General features: G+C 70.8%; 13 protein-coding genes. 5 read left to right on the top strand and 8 right to left on the bottom strand.

The window, feature by feature from the left end; all coding sequences use genetic code 11:
• Positions 1 to 72 precede the first annotated feature (72 nt).
• From C4T78_RS14910 to ftsZ, 3 genes are all read right to left on the bottom strand, one after another.
• The gene (locus C4T78_RS14910) at positions 73 to 807 is read right to left on the bottom strand and encodes a YggS family pyridoxal phosphate-dependent enzyme (protein ID WP_093344982.1); all 735 of its coding nucleotides are present in this window, start codon (positions 805 to 807) and stop codon (positions 73 to 75) included.
• A complete protein-coding gene (gene pgeF / locus C4T78_RS14905; RefSeq protein WP_093344979.1) occupies positions 804 to 1,523 on the bottom strand; it encodes a peptidoglycan editing factor PgeF in 720 nt (239 codons plus the stop codon). Before pgeF ends, C4T78_RS14910 begins: the two co-directional genes overlap by 4 nt.
• Positions 1,524 to 1,861: 338 nt before the next feature.
• On the bottom strand, positions 1,862 to 3,304 hold the full coding sequence (gene ftsZ / locus C4T78_RS14900; protein WP_093344978.1) for a cell division protein FtsZ: 1,443 nt from the start codon (positions 3,302 to 3,304) through the stop codon (positions 1,862 to 1,864).
• 523 nt (positions 3,305 to 3,827) lie between these two features.
• On the opposite strand from ftsZ, the gene C4T78_RS14895 reads away from it, so the two are divergent.
• On the top strand, positions 3,828 to 4,748 hold the full coding sequence (locus C4T78_RS14895) for an SDR family oxidoreductase (protein WP_093344976.1): 921 nt from the start codon (positions 3,828 to 3,830) through the stop codon (positions 4,746 to 4,748).
• Here C4T78_RS14895 and C4T78_RS14890 read toward each other — a convergent pair.
• A complete protein-coding gene (locus tag C4T78_RS14890) occupies positions 4,739 to 5,758 on the bottom strand; it encodes a helix-turn-helix transcriptional regulator (protein WP_093344974.1) in 1,020 nt (339 codons plus the stop codon). The genes C4T78_RS14895 and C4T78_RS14890 overlap by 10 nt on opposite strands.
• Positions 5,759 to 5,825: 67 nt before the next feature.
• On the opposite strand from C4T78_RS14890, the gene C4T78_RS14885 reads away from it, so the two are divergent.
• From C4T78_RS14885 to C4T78_RS14870, 4 genes are all read left to right on the top strand, one after another.
• Complete coding sequence (locus C4T78_RS14885; protein ID WP_143185707.1) at positions 5,826 to 6,614, top strand: hypothetical protein; 789 nt, start codon at positions 5,826 to 5,828, stop codon at positions 6,612 to 6,614.
• Between the two features lie 126 nt (positions 6,615 to 6,740).
• Positions 6,741 to 7,178, top strand: a complete 438-nt coding sequence (locus C4T78_RS14880; RefSeq protein ID WP_093344969.1) for a YbaB/EbfC family nucleoid-associated protein — start codon at positions 6,741 to 6,743, stop codon at positions 7,176 to 7,178.
• Positions 7,179 to 7,188: 10 nt separating this feature from the next.
• Complete coding sequence (locus C4T78_RS14875; RefSeq protein ID WP_093160620.1) at positions 7,189 to 7,527, top strand: type VII secretion target; 339 nt, start codon at positions 7,189 to 7,191, stop codon at positions 7,525 to 7,527.
• Positions 7,527 to 8,375 (top strand): WXG100-like domain-containing protein, encoded by an 849-nt coding sequence (locus C4T78_RS14870; protein ID WP_093344967.1) that lies wholly within the window; start codon positions 7,527 to 7,529, stop codon positions 8,373 to 8,375. Before C4T78_RS14875 ends, C4T78_RS14870 begins: the two co-directional genes overlap by 1 nt.
• An 8-nt stretch (positions 8,376 to 8,383) precedes the next feature.
• On the opposite strand, the gene C4T78_RS14865 is transcribed toward C4T78_RS14870, so the two are convergent.
• The 4 genes from C4T78_RS14865 to eccCb all read right to left on the bottom strand — a co-directional run bounded on the left by C4T78_RS14865 (position 8,384) and on the right by eccCb (position 15,894).
• Positions 8,384 to 9,184, bottom strand: a complete 801-nt coding sequence (locus C4T78_RS14865) for a carbohydrate ABC transporter permease (RefSeq protein ID WP_093160615.1) — start codon at positions 9,182 to 9,184, stop codon at positions 8,384 to 8,386.
• Positions 9,177 to 10,106 carry a carbohydrate ABC transporter permease gene (locus C4T78_RS14860; protein ID WP_093344965.1) on the bottom strand — a complete coding sequence of 310 codons (930 nt, stop codon included), beginning with the start codon at positions 10,104 to 10,106 and terminating at the stop codon, positions 9,177 to 9,179. The genes C4T78_RS14865 and C4T78_RS14860 overlap by 8 nt, the downstream gene beginning before the upstream one ends.
• Positions 10,107 to 10,253: 147 nt before the next feature.
• Complete coding sequence (locus tag C4T78_RS14855; protein WP_235862948.1) at positions 10,254 to 11,591, bottom strand: ABC transporter substrate-binding protein; 1,338 nt, start codon at positions 11,589 to 11,591, stop codon at positions 10,254 to 10,256.
• Positions 11,592 to 11,736: 145 nt separating this feature from the next.
• Positions 11,737 to 15,894, bottom strand: coding sequence for a type VII secretion protein EccCb (gene eccCb / locus C4T78_RS14850; protein ID WP_093344962.1), 4,158 nt, complete (start codon positions 15,892 to 15,894; stop codon positions 11,737 to 11,739).
• Position 15,895 lies beyond the last annotated feature (1 nt).

Here is a 15,895-nt window from a genome sequence, read left to right as displayed (position 1 = left end):
GCATGCCCTTCCTCTTGCGACTCCTACCACCGAGCACGAGGAGGCCGACCCTCGACCCCCTCTGTCCTGCGGCTACGGCGAGGTTAACCGCCGCCCACCGAGCAACGCGGTTCCGACACGCACCCGGGTCGAGCCGTGGGCAACGGCACTCTCCAGGTCGCCGGACATCCCCGCCGACACCTCGACAGCTTCGGGGTGATCTCCCCGTAACCGCTCGGAGATCTTGGAAAGTGTGTCAAAGGCCACAGCCGGGTCGCCACCCAGGGGGGCGACCGCCATCACACCGCGCAATCGAAGATCACTCGTCAGTGTGATCATATCCGCCAGCGCCGGGACCTCGTCGGGCCGACAGCCCCCACGCCCCTCCGACTCGTCCAGGCTGACCTGCAACAACACCTCCAGAGGGTGTGTTCGGTCACCCGCGTCGAGGGCGTTCGCGGTGGCCTTGCGCAGCGCCTCGACGAGCCGCTCGCTGTCCACCGACTCGACCACGTCCGCCCAGCGGACCACCGATCGCGCCTTGTTCCGCTGCAACTGCCCGACCATGTGCCAGCGGGCCGGCGCCTCCGGGCGGAGCCCGGCGAACTCGGCGACCTTGCCGCGCGCCTCCTGCTCGCGGTTCTCCGCGAACTCGGTCAGCCCCAGATCGGCCAGCAGCGCCACGTCCGATGCCGGGAAGGTCTTCGTCACCGCCAGCAGCTCGACCTCGCCGGGCTCGCGCCCCGCGGCGCGGCACGCCCGGTCGACCCGCGCGCGCACCTCGCTCAACGACTCCGCCAGCTCCGCCCGGCGCAGTTCCTCGTTCACTCGGCGTCCTCCGGCTCGGCCCAGATCACCGCGGCGAACCGACCGGTGCGCCCGTTGTCCCGGCGGTGGCTGTACAGCTCCGGCGTTTCCATCGTGCAGCGCGGGTCCACCCCGATCTTGGCGATGCCCACGGCGGCCAGCTGCTCCCAGAGCCCGGCGCGCAGGTCCAGCCCCGGCGTGCCCTTGCGGGTCTTGCACGCGCTGCCGGGCAGGTGCTGCTCCACATCGGCCTGCATGTCGGCGGGCACCTCGTAGCACTCACCGCACGCGGCCGGGCCCAGCAGCGCCTCCACGCGGTCGAGGCGGGCACCGGCCTGCTGCATCGCCTTGAGCGCCGCCACGAGGACTCCCACCCGCGCTCCGACCCGTCCGGCGTGCACCGCGGAGACGACGCCGCTCTCCGGGTCTCCGAGCAGCACCGGCACGCAGTCCGCGGTGAGCACGGCCAGCGCCAGGTTCGGCTCGGCGGTCACCAGCGCATCGGCGGCCTCCACCGGCTCGGGCCGCGGGCCGTCGACGATCGTCGCGGTGCGGCCGTGGATCTGCTCCATCCACACCAGGCGGTCCTCGGGCAGGCCGATGCCGTCGGCCAGCTTGCGCTGGTTCGCGGCCAGCGCCGCCGGGTCGTCGCCGACGCGGCCCCCGAGGTTGAACGAGTCGAACGGCGGCCGGGAACTCCCGCCCTCCCGCGTGGTGATCACGCGCCGGATCCGCACTGCTGTCAGCCTCCCCGTACATGAATCGACACCGGGAGCGGTGCCGCTCCCGGTGTCGATTCTCGCCCATGCACCGCTGCCCCGGGCGGTGCGTCCGTCCGGCCCCGGTTCCAGCGGGCCGGGCCGCACGCCTGTTTTCGGTTGTGGTCTTGTCTTGAAACGCCGGAGGCGTACAGCCCACGCTTGCACCGCCGCGGGTTCGCAGCGGCCGCCTGGCGAGGACAGCCCGTTCGCCGTGCATCGGACGTACAGGAGAACGGGATCCCGCAGCCAGCCCGGCGCTGAGGTTCCGCCGCCCGCACCGCCACGCAAAACGAGCCTGGAACAGCTCGTTTGCTTCAGCGGCGCATGAACGGCGGTATGTCGACGTCGTCGTCGGTGTCGTCGTTGACCGGCACCGCGCGGTTGGTCAGGCCGCTGCCGGGGCGGGTCGTGGAGCCGCCGTGCGTCGGGTAGCCCGTGCCCCGCGTGGTGGGCACCGAGATGCTCTGCTGGCCGGTCGCGGAACCGTCGCTGCCGAACAGCCCGGACCGCTGGCCGATGTCCGGCCGCTGCCGCGCCGGCTGCTCCGGTTCCGGCTGCGGCGGGGTCGCCGGCTGCGGGGCCTGGGTCGGCTGCGCGGCCTGCTGCGTCTGCTCCGGGGCGGCGACCGGCTGCTCCGCCTGCGGCGTCGGAGCCGGGGCAGGCGGCGGCGTGGCCACCGGGGTGGACTGCACCGGCTCCGCCCGGGATTCGACGACCTGCGGCTGGGCCGGCTTCTCGGTGCTCGGCGCCGGCTCGGCGTCCTCGGTGCGGCCGCCGACCTTGGTCGGTTCGAGCTTCTTGTGCGTCGGGGTGCCGGAGTCGAACCCGGCGGCGATCACCGTCACCCGGACCTCGTCGCCGAGCGAGTCGTCGATGACCGTACCGAAGATGATGTTGGCCTCGGGGTGCGCGGACTCCTGCACCAGCGACGCCGATTCGTTGATCTCGAACAGCCCGAGGTCGGAACCACCGGCTATGGCCAGCAGAACGCCGTGCGCACCCTCCATGGACGCCTCCAGCAGCGGCGAGTTGATCGCCTTCTGCGCGGCCTGCACGGCTCTGCCCTCGCCGCTCGCCGAACCGATGCCCATCAGCGCGCTGCCCGCACCGGACATGACGCTCTTGACGTCGGCGAAGTCGAGGTTGATCAGACCCGGGGTGGTGATCAGGTCGGTGATGCCCTGGACACCGGAGAGCAGCACCTCGTCGGCGGAGCGGAAGGCGTCCATCAGGCTCACGCCGATGTCGCCGAGCTGCAGCAGCCGGTCGTTCGGGATGACGATCAGCGTGTCGCAGCAGTCGCGGAGCTCCTTGATGCCCTGCTCCGCCTGAGCCGCGCGCCGCTTGCCCTCGAAGGTGAACGGACGGGTGACCACGCCGATGGTCAGCGCGCCGAGCTTGCGCGCGATCGACGCGACGACGGGCGCACCACCGGTGCCGGTGCCGCCGCCCTCGCCGGCGGTCACGAACACCATGTCGGCGCCCTTGAGGACCTCCTCGATCTCTTCCTTGTGGTCCTCGGCCGCCTTGTGGCCGACCTCCGGTGCGGCGCCTGCTCCGAGACCGCGGGTGAGTTCGCGGCCGATGTCGAGCTTGACGTCGGCATCGGACATCAGCAGGGCCTGCGCGTCGGTGTTCACCGCGATGAACTCGACGCCCTTGAGCCCGACCTCGATCATGCGGTTCACGGCATTGACGCCGCCGCCACCGATGCCGACGACCTTGATCACCGCGAGATAGTTGTGCGGGGGCGTCATCGGATCCGCCTTCCTGATCGTGGCTGGAGTGCTCTCTGCGTCGACCGCCGGGATGGTCGCTGGCCGGTCGCCGCCGATTCCGGTCCCCCTGGTCGCCACGGCTCGGGTTCGCCTCGTGCGGCCGTTCCCGTGCCTGATCCGGACCGTAGGCGGGGCGACGTCGGTGCGTCCAGCAGCCACGCCGGGATCCGTACCAGGTGTGTTGCGCCGCGCACCTCGTCGCTTTTCCTATCGACCGGTTCCGTCGTTGCCCAGCGGGTCCGCCGGCGGAGTCGCAGCGAGCCCAGTTCGTTCCTCCCCTTGCGGTGGTCGCGTCGCGGACGCGATCACCACCGACACCGTACCTGGCCACCGCCTCACCCGGTCGAGGCAGGCAGAAGTGCTGATCTCGAATTCCGATGCCGAGGTCCCGACGCCGCGTCGGAAACACCCGGACGCGCCGCGGGAATCCCGACCGGAGGTGTCCGGATTCGGTGTCACGGTCGGAGCTCGACCGATTGGTGAGCCAGGAGGAACCCGAGGCATGACAGGACAACTGCACGGCAAGGTCGCGCTGGTCGCCGGAGCCACCCGCGGAGCGGGGCGCGGCATCGCCGTGGAGCTCGGAGCGGCGGGCGCGACGGTGTACGGGACCGGGCGCAGCACCCGGGCGCAGCGCTCCGACTACGACCGGCCGGAGACCATTGAGGACACTGCCGAGCTGGTGACCGCGGCGGGTGGCACCGGCATCGCGGTCCAGGTCGACCACACCGACCCGGACCAGGTCCGCGAGCTGATCCGGCGGATCGAGGACGAGCAGGGCCGGCTGGACGTGCTGGTCAACGACCTCGGCGGCGAGCACCTGATGGACTGGGACAACCCGATCCTCTGGAAGCACGACCTGCACAAGGGGATCCAGCGGTTGCGGGTCGGCATCGAGGCGCACATGATCACCGCGCACTTCGCCCTGGGCCTGCTGAGCCGCCGTCCGGGCGGGCTGGTCGTGGAGCTCACCGACGGCACCGCCGAGATCCACGAGGAGTACTACCGCAGCGATTGCGGCGCGTTCTTCGACATCGCGAAGACGTCCATGCACCGGCTGGCGCGTGCGGAGGGCGAAGAGCTCCGCGAGTTCGGCGGCACCGCGGTCTCGCTGACCCCGGGCTGGCTGCGGTCGGAGATGATGCTCGACCACTTCGGCGTCACCGAGGAGAACTGGCGAGAATCCGCCACCGCGCCGGAGGGCTTCGGGATCGCCGAATCGCCCGCCTACATCGGCCGCGCGGTCGTCGCCCTGGCCACCGATCCGGACGTGGCCCGCTGGAACACGCAGTCGCTGTCCAGCGGATTCCTGGCCAAGACGTACGGCTTCACCGACACCGACGGCTCGCAACCGGACGCCTGGCGCTACATCCAGGAAGTCGAGTGGCCCGGCAACCCGGGCTCTCCCGACGACTACCGCTGATCAACGGCGCCTCCGGGCAGCTCGCCCGCCCGGAGGTGCCCTTCGCCGGAGTAGAGCTCGGTGAGGCGGTGGGCGGCAGTGGCGAAGCGCCGGCGGAGCCGGGCTGGGGCGAGGACTTCGACTTCCGGGCCGAGCGCGAGCAGCTGGTCGTAGGCGACGTCGAGGGATTCGACCGGAAGCCGCGTGCTCACCCAGCCGTCGGGGCCCGGTTCGCCCGCCGCCGCTTCGGCCGCTTGCGCTCCCGCGGGATCCGCGGCCACGTGCAGCTTGCGCAGACCGGCCGGGCTGATCCGGATCTCGACGGTCTCGCGCAGCAGGGAGCGGGCGAACTCCTCGGACTTCTCCTCCCAGAACGCGCCCAGGTCGAAGTCCGCGTCCCGCTCGAACGGTTCGTCGCCCACCTCGACGGTCCGGAAGCGGTCCACGCGGTAGCTCAGGAATCGCTGGTCGCGGCGGGCGATGACGTACCAGACACCGGCTTTGAGGACCAGGCCGTGCGGTTCGAGCTCGCGCCGCACCACTCGGTCGTCGCGCGCGTAGGACGCCGCGATCCTGAGATCCGACCACACCGCGCGGCTCAGCTCCGGGAGCACCGCGGGCGTTTCGGCGCTGCGGAACCAGCGCGGCGCGTCGAGGTGGAAGCGCTGTCCCACGCGCTCAGAAGCGTCGCGGAACGGCGCGGGCAGCGCGGCCGATGCCTTGCGCTGCGCGGCCGCGACGGCCTCCCCCAGGCCCATCTCAGCCGCCGCAGTCGGCACTCCCGACAGGAACAGCGCCTCGGCTTCGGCCTGGTGCAGCCCGGTGAGCTTCGAGCGGTAGCCGCCGAGCAGCCGGTACCCGCCGGCCCGTCCGCGCTCGGCGTAGACCGGCACTCCGGCCTCGGCCAGCGCGAGCACGTCCCGCGCGACGGTGCGCTCCGAGACCTCCAGCTCGCGGGCGAGTTCCGGCCCGGTCATCGAACCCCGCACCTGGAGCAAGCACAACAACGAGACCAACCGCGACGCCCGCACACCGCGAGAGTACCGATCCGCCGACCTCGTCACGTCCGGTTCAGCCCGGTCTGTCAGGGTTCAGCTCGTGTCAGGCACTCCCGAATCGCAGTTGGCACCGCGCTGGCGCCGCGGGCGAACCCAGCTCCTCATCGCGCTCGCCGTGCTCCCCCTGCTGGTGACCGGCATCTGCGCGGCTCTGGCGGCGATCGCGATGGCCGCCGGTACCGGTCCTTGGGCCGCACTGCCCGCCGCCGGTGCGCTGGTGGCGGCCGCGATCCAGATCGGCTGGCTGGTGCGCAGCGGCGGCACGGATCCGTCGAGCGCGCTGAAAGTCGCCTTCACCGCCGGTGGTGCGACCGTCCTGGTCGGACTGATCCCGTCGGCCGGGATGGCCGGCGGCGCCCTGGGCGGGGCGCTGGTCGCCCTGGGCCTGGCGCTGGTCGCGGTGAGCTGCGTGCTGGCCGCCCGAGGCCACCGCACGATGCTGCAGCCGCTGGTGCCCGAGCTCGGCTCGATGCCCGTGCGGCTGCGCATCGCCACCCGGTTCGCCATGGACTCGGCGGATCTGGTCAGCAGCAGCCTGGTGATCGACCTGGACCGGATCGAGTGGACGGCGCGCAGGCACCGCGCCAACGGCGGTCCGCGGGTGGACGTGCCGGTGCCGTTCCACCAGCTGCGCGGCGCGCGGCCGATCGTGCTGCCGACCGCGCAACCGTGGCTCTCGCTGCCCGACGGCACCGTGCTGCACGCACCGGCCGGCCCGGCGGTGGTGCTGTCCACCGCAGCGGGCGAGCGGATGGTGCCGGTGCACGACGCCGCTCTGCTGGTGGCCCTGCTGGAGCGTCGCGTCGCGCGCTGGCAGCGGGCCGCGTGATGGCCGGTTCCACCCGGGTCGGGAATTTTGTGTGAATGACGTCTCGGAAGCCGTTTTCCGAGATACGCGCCCTCTGCGCCATTCCTCCGATTACCGTGCTGAACGCCGAATCGACCGGAGGAACGCATGATCAACCAGGATCCGCTGAAAGCCGCGGACGAGCTGGAGAAGTGGGCGCAGGGCCTCGAGCAGCGCGCCCAGCAGTACACCGAGCTGCAGGACAGGCTGAACGCCACCACTGCGCGCGCCAGCTCCCCGGACGGAGCGGTCGCGGTGACCGTCGATTCCAACGGGGTGCCCACCGAGCTCCGGCTCAACGAGCAGACCCGCGGCATGGATCCCGCGCGGGTTTCGGAACTCCTCATGACCTGCATGCGGCAGGCGCAGGCGCAGCTGCGCTCCAAGGTGACCGAGCTGGTGCAGAGCACGGTTCCGGGCGAGGACGCGCCCGCGCTCAACATCATCGCCCAGTACGAGTCCCGCTTCCCGGCCGCCGAACCCGCCGACCCGAAGCCGGTCGGTGACGACGACGAGGACTGGGGCGACCAGTCCTTCATGCGGTGAGGGGGCGACGATGACCGACGGATTCACCATGCACGTGGACCAGGTCCGCGCGCACGCCGCCGAGGTGGCGGGGCTGGCGGGCAACGCCGACACCGCCGCCGACGCCGGTTCCCAGCTCGCCGACCTCAACGACGCCTACGGCCTGTTCTGCCAGCCGTTCGCCATGATGCTGAAGGCGCCGCAGGAGATCGGCGCCAAGTTCCTGCAGACCTCGGCCGAACAGCTGCACCGGATGAACCGCGACCTAGAGGAGTCGGCCGCGGTGATCGAGGAAGCCGACCGGAAGGCCGCTGAGGCGTTCACCAAGCTGGTCGACGAGGCCGCTTCGATCGTTTCGGGAGGCCGCTGATGACGCTCGGCATCGACGAGTCCTCGGACAACCCGCTGATCGAGGACAGCACCGACGTCCGCAACAACTACCTCCAGGACGCGAACCCGCTGGAGAACATGGGCGCCCCGAGCCAGGATTCGGGCACCGGGTTCATGACCGGCGTGACCGCCTTCGAGGCGGGCTGGGCGATCGCCGAGGGCGTCGACAAGGGCGACTGGAAGATCGCGGTCAGCGGCATGGTGGCGCTCGGGCTGGACGTGGCGGGCGCGGCCATCGACCCGATCGCCTACGTCGCGGGCCAGCTGTTCTCCTGGATGCTCGAGCACATCGAGCCGGCCCGGGCCGCGCTGCACGCGCTGTCCGGCAACCCGGACATGGTCAAGGGCTACGCGGCGTCCTGGACCAACGTCGAGAAGCAGATGACCGAGGTCAGCACCCAGTACCGGAGCGCGGCGGCGGGCACCGCAGAGGCCTGGCGGGGCAAGGCGTCGGAGGCCTACCGCAAGCAGGCGGAGACGCTGGCCGGGCTGTGCAGGGAAGCGGCGGGCGGCGCGCACGCGATCGCGGGCCTGACCACGGGCATGGCCGAGGTCGTCAACGGCGTGCGCACCGCGGTCCGCGACCTGCTGTCGGCCATCGCGGGTTCCCTGGTGAGCTGGGCGATCGAGCTGGCCTGCACCGTCGGCGCGGCGGCCCCGCTGGTCGTCGCCCAGGCGACCAGCAAGATCGCCCAAGTGGTGCGGATCGCGGGCCAGCTGATGAAGGCCCTCGGCAACGCGCTGAAGGACGCCGTCACCTGGCTGGTCGTGATCCGCGACCTGTTCGACGGCCTGATCCGAGCGGCCAACCAGCTGCAGTCGGCCTGAGCGGAGGGTCAGCGCAGGCCGGTCGTCTTGAGGGAGGCGACCAGCCAGCGCTGGCCCAGCAGGAAGACCAGGATCGTCGGGAGGGCCGCCAGGACCGCTGCCGCGATCACGTAGTGCTGCTTCGAGGCGTACTGGCCCTGCAGGGAGGCGATGCCGACCTGGACCACTCGCAGGGATTCGTCCTGGGCCACCGCCAGCGGCCAGAGGAACGAGTTCCAGTTCGCCAGGAAGAACAGGACCGCCAGGGCCGCCAGCATCGGGCGGCTCAGCGGGAGGATCACGTGCCAGTAGATCCGCCAGTGGCCGCAGCCGTCCAGCCGCGCCGCTTCCTCCAGCTCGCGGGGTACGCCCAGGTAGAACTGGCGCAGCAGGAAGATGCCGAAGGCGTTGAACAGGCCGGGCACGATCAGACCCGCGTAGGTGTCGACCATGCCCAGGCCGCGCACCACGATGAACAGCGGCACCAGGATCACCGGCAGCGAGATCAGCAGCGTGGCCACCACCGAGGCGAACGCCAGCCCCCTGCCTCGGAAGGACATCCGGGCCAGCGCGTAGGCCGCCATCGAGTGCAGGAACAGGGCGATCACGGTGACCGTGACGGCCACGAACGCGCTGTTGGCGAGGTAGCGCAGGAACGGCACCTCGGTCAGCACGTAGATCACGTTGTCCAGCGTCAGCTCGCCCGGCCAGCCCAGGTCGTAGAGCTCCGACTCCGGCCGGAACGCGCTGAGCAGGAACCACAGCAGTGGTGCGACCACCAGGAACGCCAGCAGGTAGGCCGCGACGGCTTTCCCGCGCACCCTAGTCATCGAAGCGACCTCCCCTGGTCAGGGCGAACATCGCCGCGGTGATCGCGCCGAGCGCGACCACCAGCAGCGCGCAGATCGCCGCCGCGTAGCCGAACCTGCCGAACTGGAAGGCCTGCTGGTAGGCGTAGAACACGACGGTCGTGGTGGCGTTGGCCGGGCCGCCGGAGGTGGTCACGAAGACCAGGTCGAACACCTGCATGCCGGTGATCGCGTTGATCGTCGAGGTGACCAGCACGAAGAAGCTCGTCGGGCGCAGCATCGGCCAGGTCACGTGCCGGAACCGCTGCCAGGGCCCGCCACCGTCCACAGTGGCCGCGTCATAGTACTCGCGCGGGATGTCCTGCAGGCCGCCGAGGAAGATCAGCATCTGGTAGCCCATCAGGAACCACACGCTGATCAGCACCAGGGTTACCAGCGCCAGGCTCGGATCGCCCAGCCAGGACACCCCGTCCAGCCCGGTCAGCTTCGCCAGCGCGCCGGTCTTGTCGGTGAGCAGGAACTGCCAGAGCAGGCCGATCACCACCAGGCTCACCGCGTTCGGCAGGAACAGCGCCGCGCGCACCGCCCCCACCCCGCGGAAGTGGTCCTTGACCAGCAGCGCCAGCCCGAGCGAGGCGAAGAACGCCAGCGGCACGAACAGCGCCGCGTAGGCCGCGGTGATGCCGAAGCTGCGCCACAGCAGGCCGTCACCGGCCATCAGCCGGAAGTTGTCCAGCCCGGCCCACTCGACGTTGCCGAAGCCGTCGACGCTGAACAGCCCCACCACCAGGGCCATCGCCGTCGGGATGATGATGAACAGCAGCAGGCCGATGCCGTCGGGGGCGAGGAACCCGAAGGCCGCGGCGGCGTCGGATCGTCGTCGGCCGTCCAGTTCCTGTCGGCGAATGCCGTCCGCGCTTGTAGAAGCGGCGCCAGCTCGCATCCCGCTATGCAAGGTGACCACCGTTTCCTGGCGAGGACGGACCCTCCGCCGTGCATTGGACATGCATCAGGAGGGGCACCCGCAGTCCGGAGAAGCTCTCAGGTTCCGCTAGATGACCACGTGAGCAACGCAACCGCGAATGGACTCTCAATTGATCGGCGCTCCGTCGTAGGTGGACAAGAACGTGTCGATCTGCTGGGCGGCGGCCTCGGCCGCCGACACCGGGTCACCGCCGTCGAGCTGGCAGGACTGCACCGCGTCGGAGATGGCGCGGTAGATCTCCGGCGGGTAGCGCGGCTCCGGCCGGGCCTGGGCCATCACCTGCTCCTTGAACACCCGCATCGGGCCGCTGTCGAAGGCCCCGTGCTGCTCGGCGGCGCGCTGCACGGAGTAGCGCGGCGGCAGGTTGGTCTTGGCGACGGTGTTCCAGCGGCGCATCCGCTCGATGCACGCCGGGTCGGCCGATCCCAGCGCCCACACCACGAACTCGGCCGCGGCCTGCGGGTTGGCGCTCTGCGCGTTGGCGACCATCGCCCAGCTGCCCAGGGCCGTGGTGTAGGAGCCGCCCGCCGGGCTGGGCATGGGGATGACGCCGTAGCGGAAGTCGGGGGCCTGCTCGGCGATCTCGGCGATGCCCCAGATGCCGAGCTGCTGCATGGCGCAGTAGCCGTCGGAGATGTTGGAGATCGAGTCGTTGGCGCCCGAGCCCTTCACCCGGCGCGGTGCGACGCCTGCGGTGACGGTGTCCTGCCAGAACTTCAGCGCGGCGTGCACTCCCGGCCCGTTGAACGCCGCTCGCCGCTGGTCCGGCGTGAACACCTCGCCGCCCGCCATCCACATCGACTGGTAGAAGGTGAAGTTCTGGTAGTAGCCGGGATTCGTCTCCAGCAGCATCCCGAACCGGTCGGGTGTGGTCAGCCGCTCGGCGACGGCGAGCAGCTGGTCCCAGGTGCGCGGCAGGTCGCCCTCGGCGAGCTTGGCCTGTTCGAAGGCCGCCTCGCCGTAGTAGAGCGCGAGCGGTTCGATCTCCATCGGCAGGCCGTAGACGCGGTCGCCGACCAGGCGGGTCTGCAGCACCTGCGGCAGGAAGTCGGCGCGCACCTCGGGTGTCAGGTGCGGCGTCAGGTCGAGCAGCGCGCCGCCGTTGTGGTAGCGCAGGAAGTCGCCGGGGCTGAGCAGGAAGACGTCCGGACCGGCGCCCGCGCTGAACGACGTCTGCAGCGTGGGGCCGGAGGTGTAGTCCTTGGTCGGCACGTAGCGCAGCCGGACCTTGACCTCGTGGGTGGCGTTCCACTCCTCGGCCAGCTGCACGAACCAGTCGCTCTGCGACTTCTGCTGCCCGCCGGGCCCGTAGAAGTTCCAGAAGGTGATCTCGTTCGGGTTGCGCGACGGGCCGCACCCGGTCAGCACCGGAGCGGCCAGCGCCGCGGCACCGACACCGCCGAGGAACGAGCGTCGGCTGATCGCCCTGCGCGCGCGAGCCACTCGATCACTCCTCCGAGTGAGGAAAACGATTGCTCGAACGCTAGGGATCACTCGCTGCCCGGGTCAATGGGCCATTGGTGCCCACCTGCGCAGGAAGATCGAACCCAGGCCCTTCGGGCAGGACCGGGTGGCGGCCCGGGCAGGGTCACTCCGACGGGAAGTGCGCGGTCTGGATCAGCTGCGGGCCGCGGAGCCGTCGGCTCGCCAGGACTCCCCGGCCCGGCGGGAGGTGACGGGGCTTGATGTTCGCCACCAGCCGGCCCTCCTCCTTCTCCGCGCTCATCACCAGCCCCGGGCTCGACGTCTCGCGCATCTTGGTGATCAGCGGCTCGTACAGCGCCCGGCCCGCGCCACCGGAGCTGCGGGCCAGGACGACGTGCAGTCCGACGTCACCGGCCACCGGCACGAACTCCGCCAGCGGCGCCAGCGGGTTGTTGCCCTGCGGGGCCACGATGTCGTAGTCGTCGACCACGACGAACAGCTCCGGCCCCTTCCACCAGGAACGGCTCTTCAGCTGCTCCTGCGTCACGTCCGGACCCGGCAGGCGCTTCTTCAGCGATGCGGTGACGTCCTTGACGTTGCCGCGGAGCTGCGACTCGACGACCGAGTACTCCAGCAGGTGACCGGTTTCGAGGAAGCCGAGCATCGTGCGCCGGTAGTCGACGAGCAGGATCAGCGCTTCCTTGGGCGTGTACCGCTCGGTGATGCCCCTGATGATCGTGCGCAGCAGCGACGTCTTGCCCGACTCCCGCTCGCCGAACGCGTAGAAGTTCGGCTCGGCGGCGAAGTCCAGGTAGACCGGGGCCAGTTCGTCCTCGTTGAGGCCGATCGGCACCAGCTTCGGGTTCGGCTGCTGCTCCGGACGCGGCAACTGCTCGTGCGGCAGCAGCTTCGGCAACAACCGGACCGGCGGCGCCGGGGCGCCCGACCAGGAGCTCCGCACCCGTTCGGCCAGTGCGGCGACGCCCTCGGCGAGGTCCTCGGTGTAGGACGCCCAGTCCGGTCGCGCACCTAGCTGCGCGCCGTCCACCCGCGGCAGCGCGGTCAGGAAGTGCAGTTTGGAGGCGTGCAGACCGCGTCCCGGTCGGCCGTGCGGAACCTTTGCCGCGGACTTGCGGTCTATCTCCGATTCGCTCGGGTCACCCAGGCGCAGCTCGATGCGGGTCTGCATCAGGTCCTTCACCGCGGGGCGGATCTCCGCCCACCTCGTCGCCGTGACGACGACGTGGATGCCGTAGGCGATCCCGGTGGCCGCCAGGTTCAGCACGTCGTGCTCGAACTCCTCGAACTCCTCGCGGAACGTCCGCCACCCGTCGATGACCAGGAACGCGTCGCCGTAGTCGTCGTCGGGGAACGCACCGTTGCGCTTGCGGTTGCGGTAGTCGGTCATGCCCTCGACGCCGTGCTGCTGGAACCAGGCCTCCCGCCGGTCCAGCAGCGCCCTGAGCTCACCGACGGTCCGGGCGACCAGCTCCCGGTCGCGGCGCCCGCCGATGCCGCCGACGTGCGGGAGGTCGCGCAGCGCGAACAGCCCGCCGCCGCCGAAGTCCAGGCAGTAGAACTGCACCTCCGATGGCGTGTGGGTCAGCGCCAGCGAGGCGATCAGCGCGCGCAGCGCGGTCGACTTGCCCGAGCGGGTGCCACCGACGATCGCGGCATGTCCGGCCGGGCCGCTCAGGTCCACCAGCATCGGTTCCTGCCGCTGGTGGTACGGCACGTCGATCAGCCCGACCGGCACCTGCAACCGCCCGGCCGTCCCGGCCTCCGGCAGCAGAGCGTCCAAAGTGGGCGGCAGGTCCAGCGGCGGCAGCCAGATCTCGCGGGCTCGCGGGCGCAGGTCGCGCACCCCGGCCAGCACCTCGTCCGAGAAGCTCGCGCCGGAGTCCGTCGGGCCCGACGCGTAGGCCGCGCGGAACCGGACCATCCCACCGGGGTGCTTCAGGTATCCGTGACCGCCGGAAGCAGGCAGGTCCGCGGCGTCCGGCTCGCCGATCGCCGCGCGCGATTCGGCAGCGCTGAAGGTCTTCAGGCCGATCCGGTAGGACAGGTGCGCGTCCAGACCGCGCAGCCTGCCCTCTTCCAGCCGCTGCGAGGCCAGCAGCAGGTGGACCTGGAGCGAGCGGCCCAGCCTGCCGATCATCACGAACAGCTCGATGAAGTCCGGCTGCTGCGCGAGCAGCTCGGAGAACTCGTCGACGACCACGACCAGCGCGGGCAGCGGTTCCCGGCAGCGCTCGTCACCGGCCGCGGCCATCCGCCGGTAGTCCCAGACGTTCTTCGCACCGGCCTTGTTCAGGACCTCCTGGCGGCGGTTCAGCTCGCCGGACAGCGCGTCGGCCATCCGGTCGATCAGCGAACCGTCGCTCTCCAGGTTCGAGATGACCGCCGACACGTGCGGCGACGCGGCGAAGTCCTGGAACGTCGCACGGCCCTTGAAGTCGATGAGCACGAAGTTGAGCTCGGTCGTGTCGTGCGCCGCCATCATGCCGAGGACGAAGGTGCGCAGGAACTCCGACTTGCCGGAACCCGTCGCGCCGACGCACAGACCGTGCGGGCCCATCCCGCCCCGCGCCGTCTCCTTGATGTCGAGCTCCACCGGGCGTCCGGACTCGTTCACGCCGAACACGACCTTGTACTGGTCCTCGACCGGACGCGGCGCGCGCTCGCCCAGGTTCCACAGCTCGGCCGGGTCCACCGGCACGGCGAAGGCGTCCTGCGGCGCTTCCAGCGCGACGCTCGGCCGCTCCAGCACCTCGAAGAGGTCGACGAGCTCCTCCTCGGCGTCCATCTTCGGCAGCGCCACCCGGAACCGCTGGCGGCCGGACAGCGCCCAGCCCGGCTCCGCGGGCAGCGTCGCGGCCAGCTCCGGGTCGATGCGCGAGGTGGTGGGTTCGTCCAGGGTGAGCTCGATGTGCCCCTGCAGCAGCAGCGCCACCTGGCGCGGGATGTTCTCCCACTGCCGCGCGGTGAGGACGACGTGCACGCCGCAGGCCAGGCCGCGCTCGGCGATCTTGCGGATCGACGTGGTGAAGTCCGGGACGTCCTCGGCGAAGGTCTCCCAGCCGTCGACGACCAGGAACACGTCGGCGTGGTCGATGCCGGGCATCCGGTCGGCGCTCTTGCGCCGCAGCGCTCGGTAGGTGTCGATGCTCTCGATGCCGTACCGGTGGAACAGCTGCTTGCGCTGCTCGATGAGCGCGGCGACGTCGCGGAGCACCGCCTGGGCTCCCGCCAGGTCGATCGCGTTGGCCACGACGTTGTCCCAGCGCTGCATGCCGACCAGCCCGCCATCGCTGTCCAGGCAGTGGAACCGGACCTCCGTTGCCGGATGGGTCGCGGCGTGCCCGACGATCAGCGTCCGCAGCAGGGTGGACTTGCCCGAGCGGAACCGGCCGACCACCGCGAGGTGTCCCTGGTGGCCGAACGGGTCGATGCGCACCAGGTCGCCGTGGTGGCGGTCGACCTCGTGCGCCTTCCCGATCGGGACTCCAGGTGCCGCGGAATCGGGCGCGATCAGCTCGCCGAGCAGCAGCTTCGCCCCGCTCTCGCCCGACAACTGGCGGCGCGCGGCCTTCGCGATGCGGATCGCGCCCTGGCCCACCCCGCCGTTCTTGGGCGTCTGCTGCCCGATGGCGCGGACCTTCCGCGACGCGAACTGGTACAGCTCCTCGGCCGTGATGACGCCGTCGCGGTCGCTGTCGGCCGCGCCGGTGCGCAGGCCGTCGATGAGCGCGGAGGTGAACGCGCTGGCCGACACCGGCTTGTTGAGGACGAGCTTCTCCTGCTCGTAGGCGTACTCGATCTCGTTGGTCGCGGTCATCACGTAGACACCGCCGCCCAACTGCTCCTCGACGTCGATCGCGGTCGAGGAGCGGGCGATGATGTCGTTGGTGAACACGCCGCTGTAGCAGCAGTCGAGGACCACCGTGGCGGACTGCGCCTGGCTCTCCCGGATCAGCCGCTGCACGACCACGGCCGGGATCGCGGTGGAGTACGGCAGCTGCAGCTCGGTGTTGCAGGCGGCGAAGAACAGCTCGCCGTGGTCGTTCTTGATGCCGTGCCCGGAGATGAACAGCAGCACCGTGTCCTCGGACGTGCGGTCGCGGAACAGGGCCTCGATCCGCCGCTCGATCTCGGCCTTCGACTCGTTGACCGCCATCACCGCCGAGTCGAAGGCCCCGATGGCCGGATCGGCGAGCAGATCGCGCAGCTCGTGGGCTTCCTGCACCGGCGAGCGCAATCGGCGCAGGCCGGGATCGGTGTAGTTGGAGGTCGCGACTAGCAGCGCGTGCCGGGCACCCACC

Source organism: Saccharopolyspora kobensis, assembly GCF_900108315.1.
Taxonomy (GTDB): domain Bacteria; phylum Actinomycetota; class Actinomycetes; order Mycobacteriales; family Pseudonocardiaceae; genus Saccharopolyspora; species Saccharopolyspora kobensis.
Note: the sequence above shows the minus strand (reverse complement) of the source record. Positions and strands in the feature narration are given on the sequence as shown.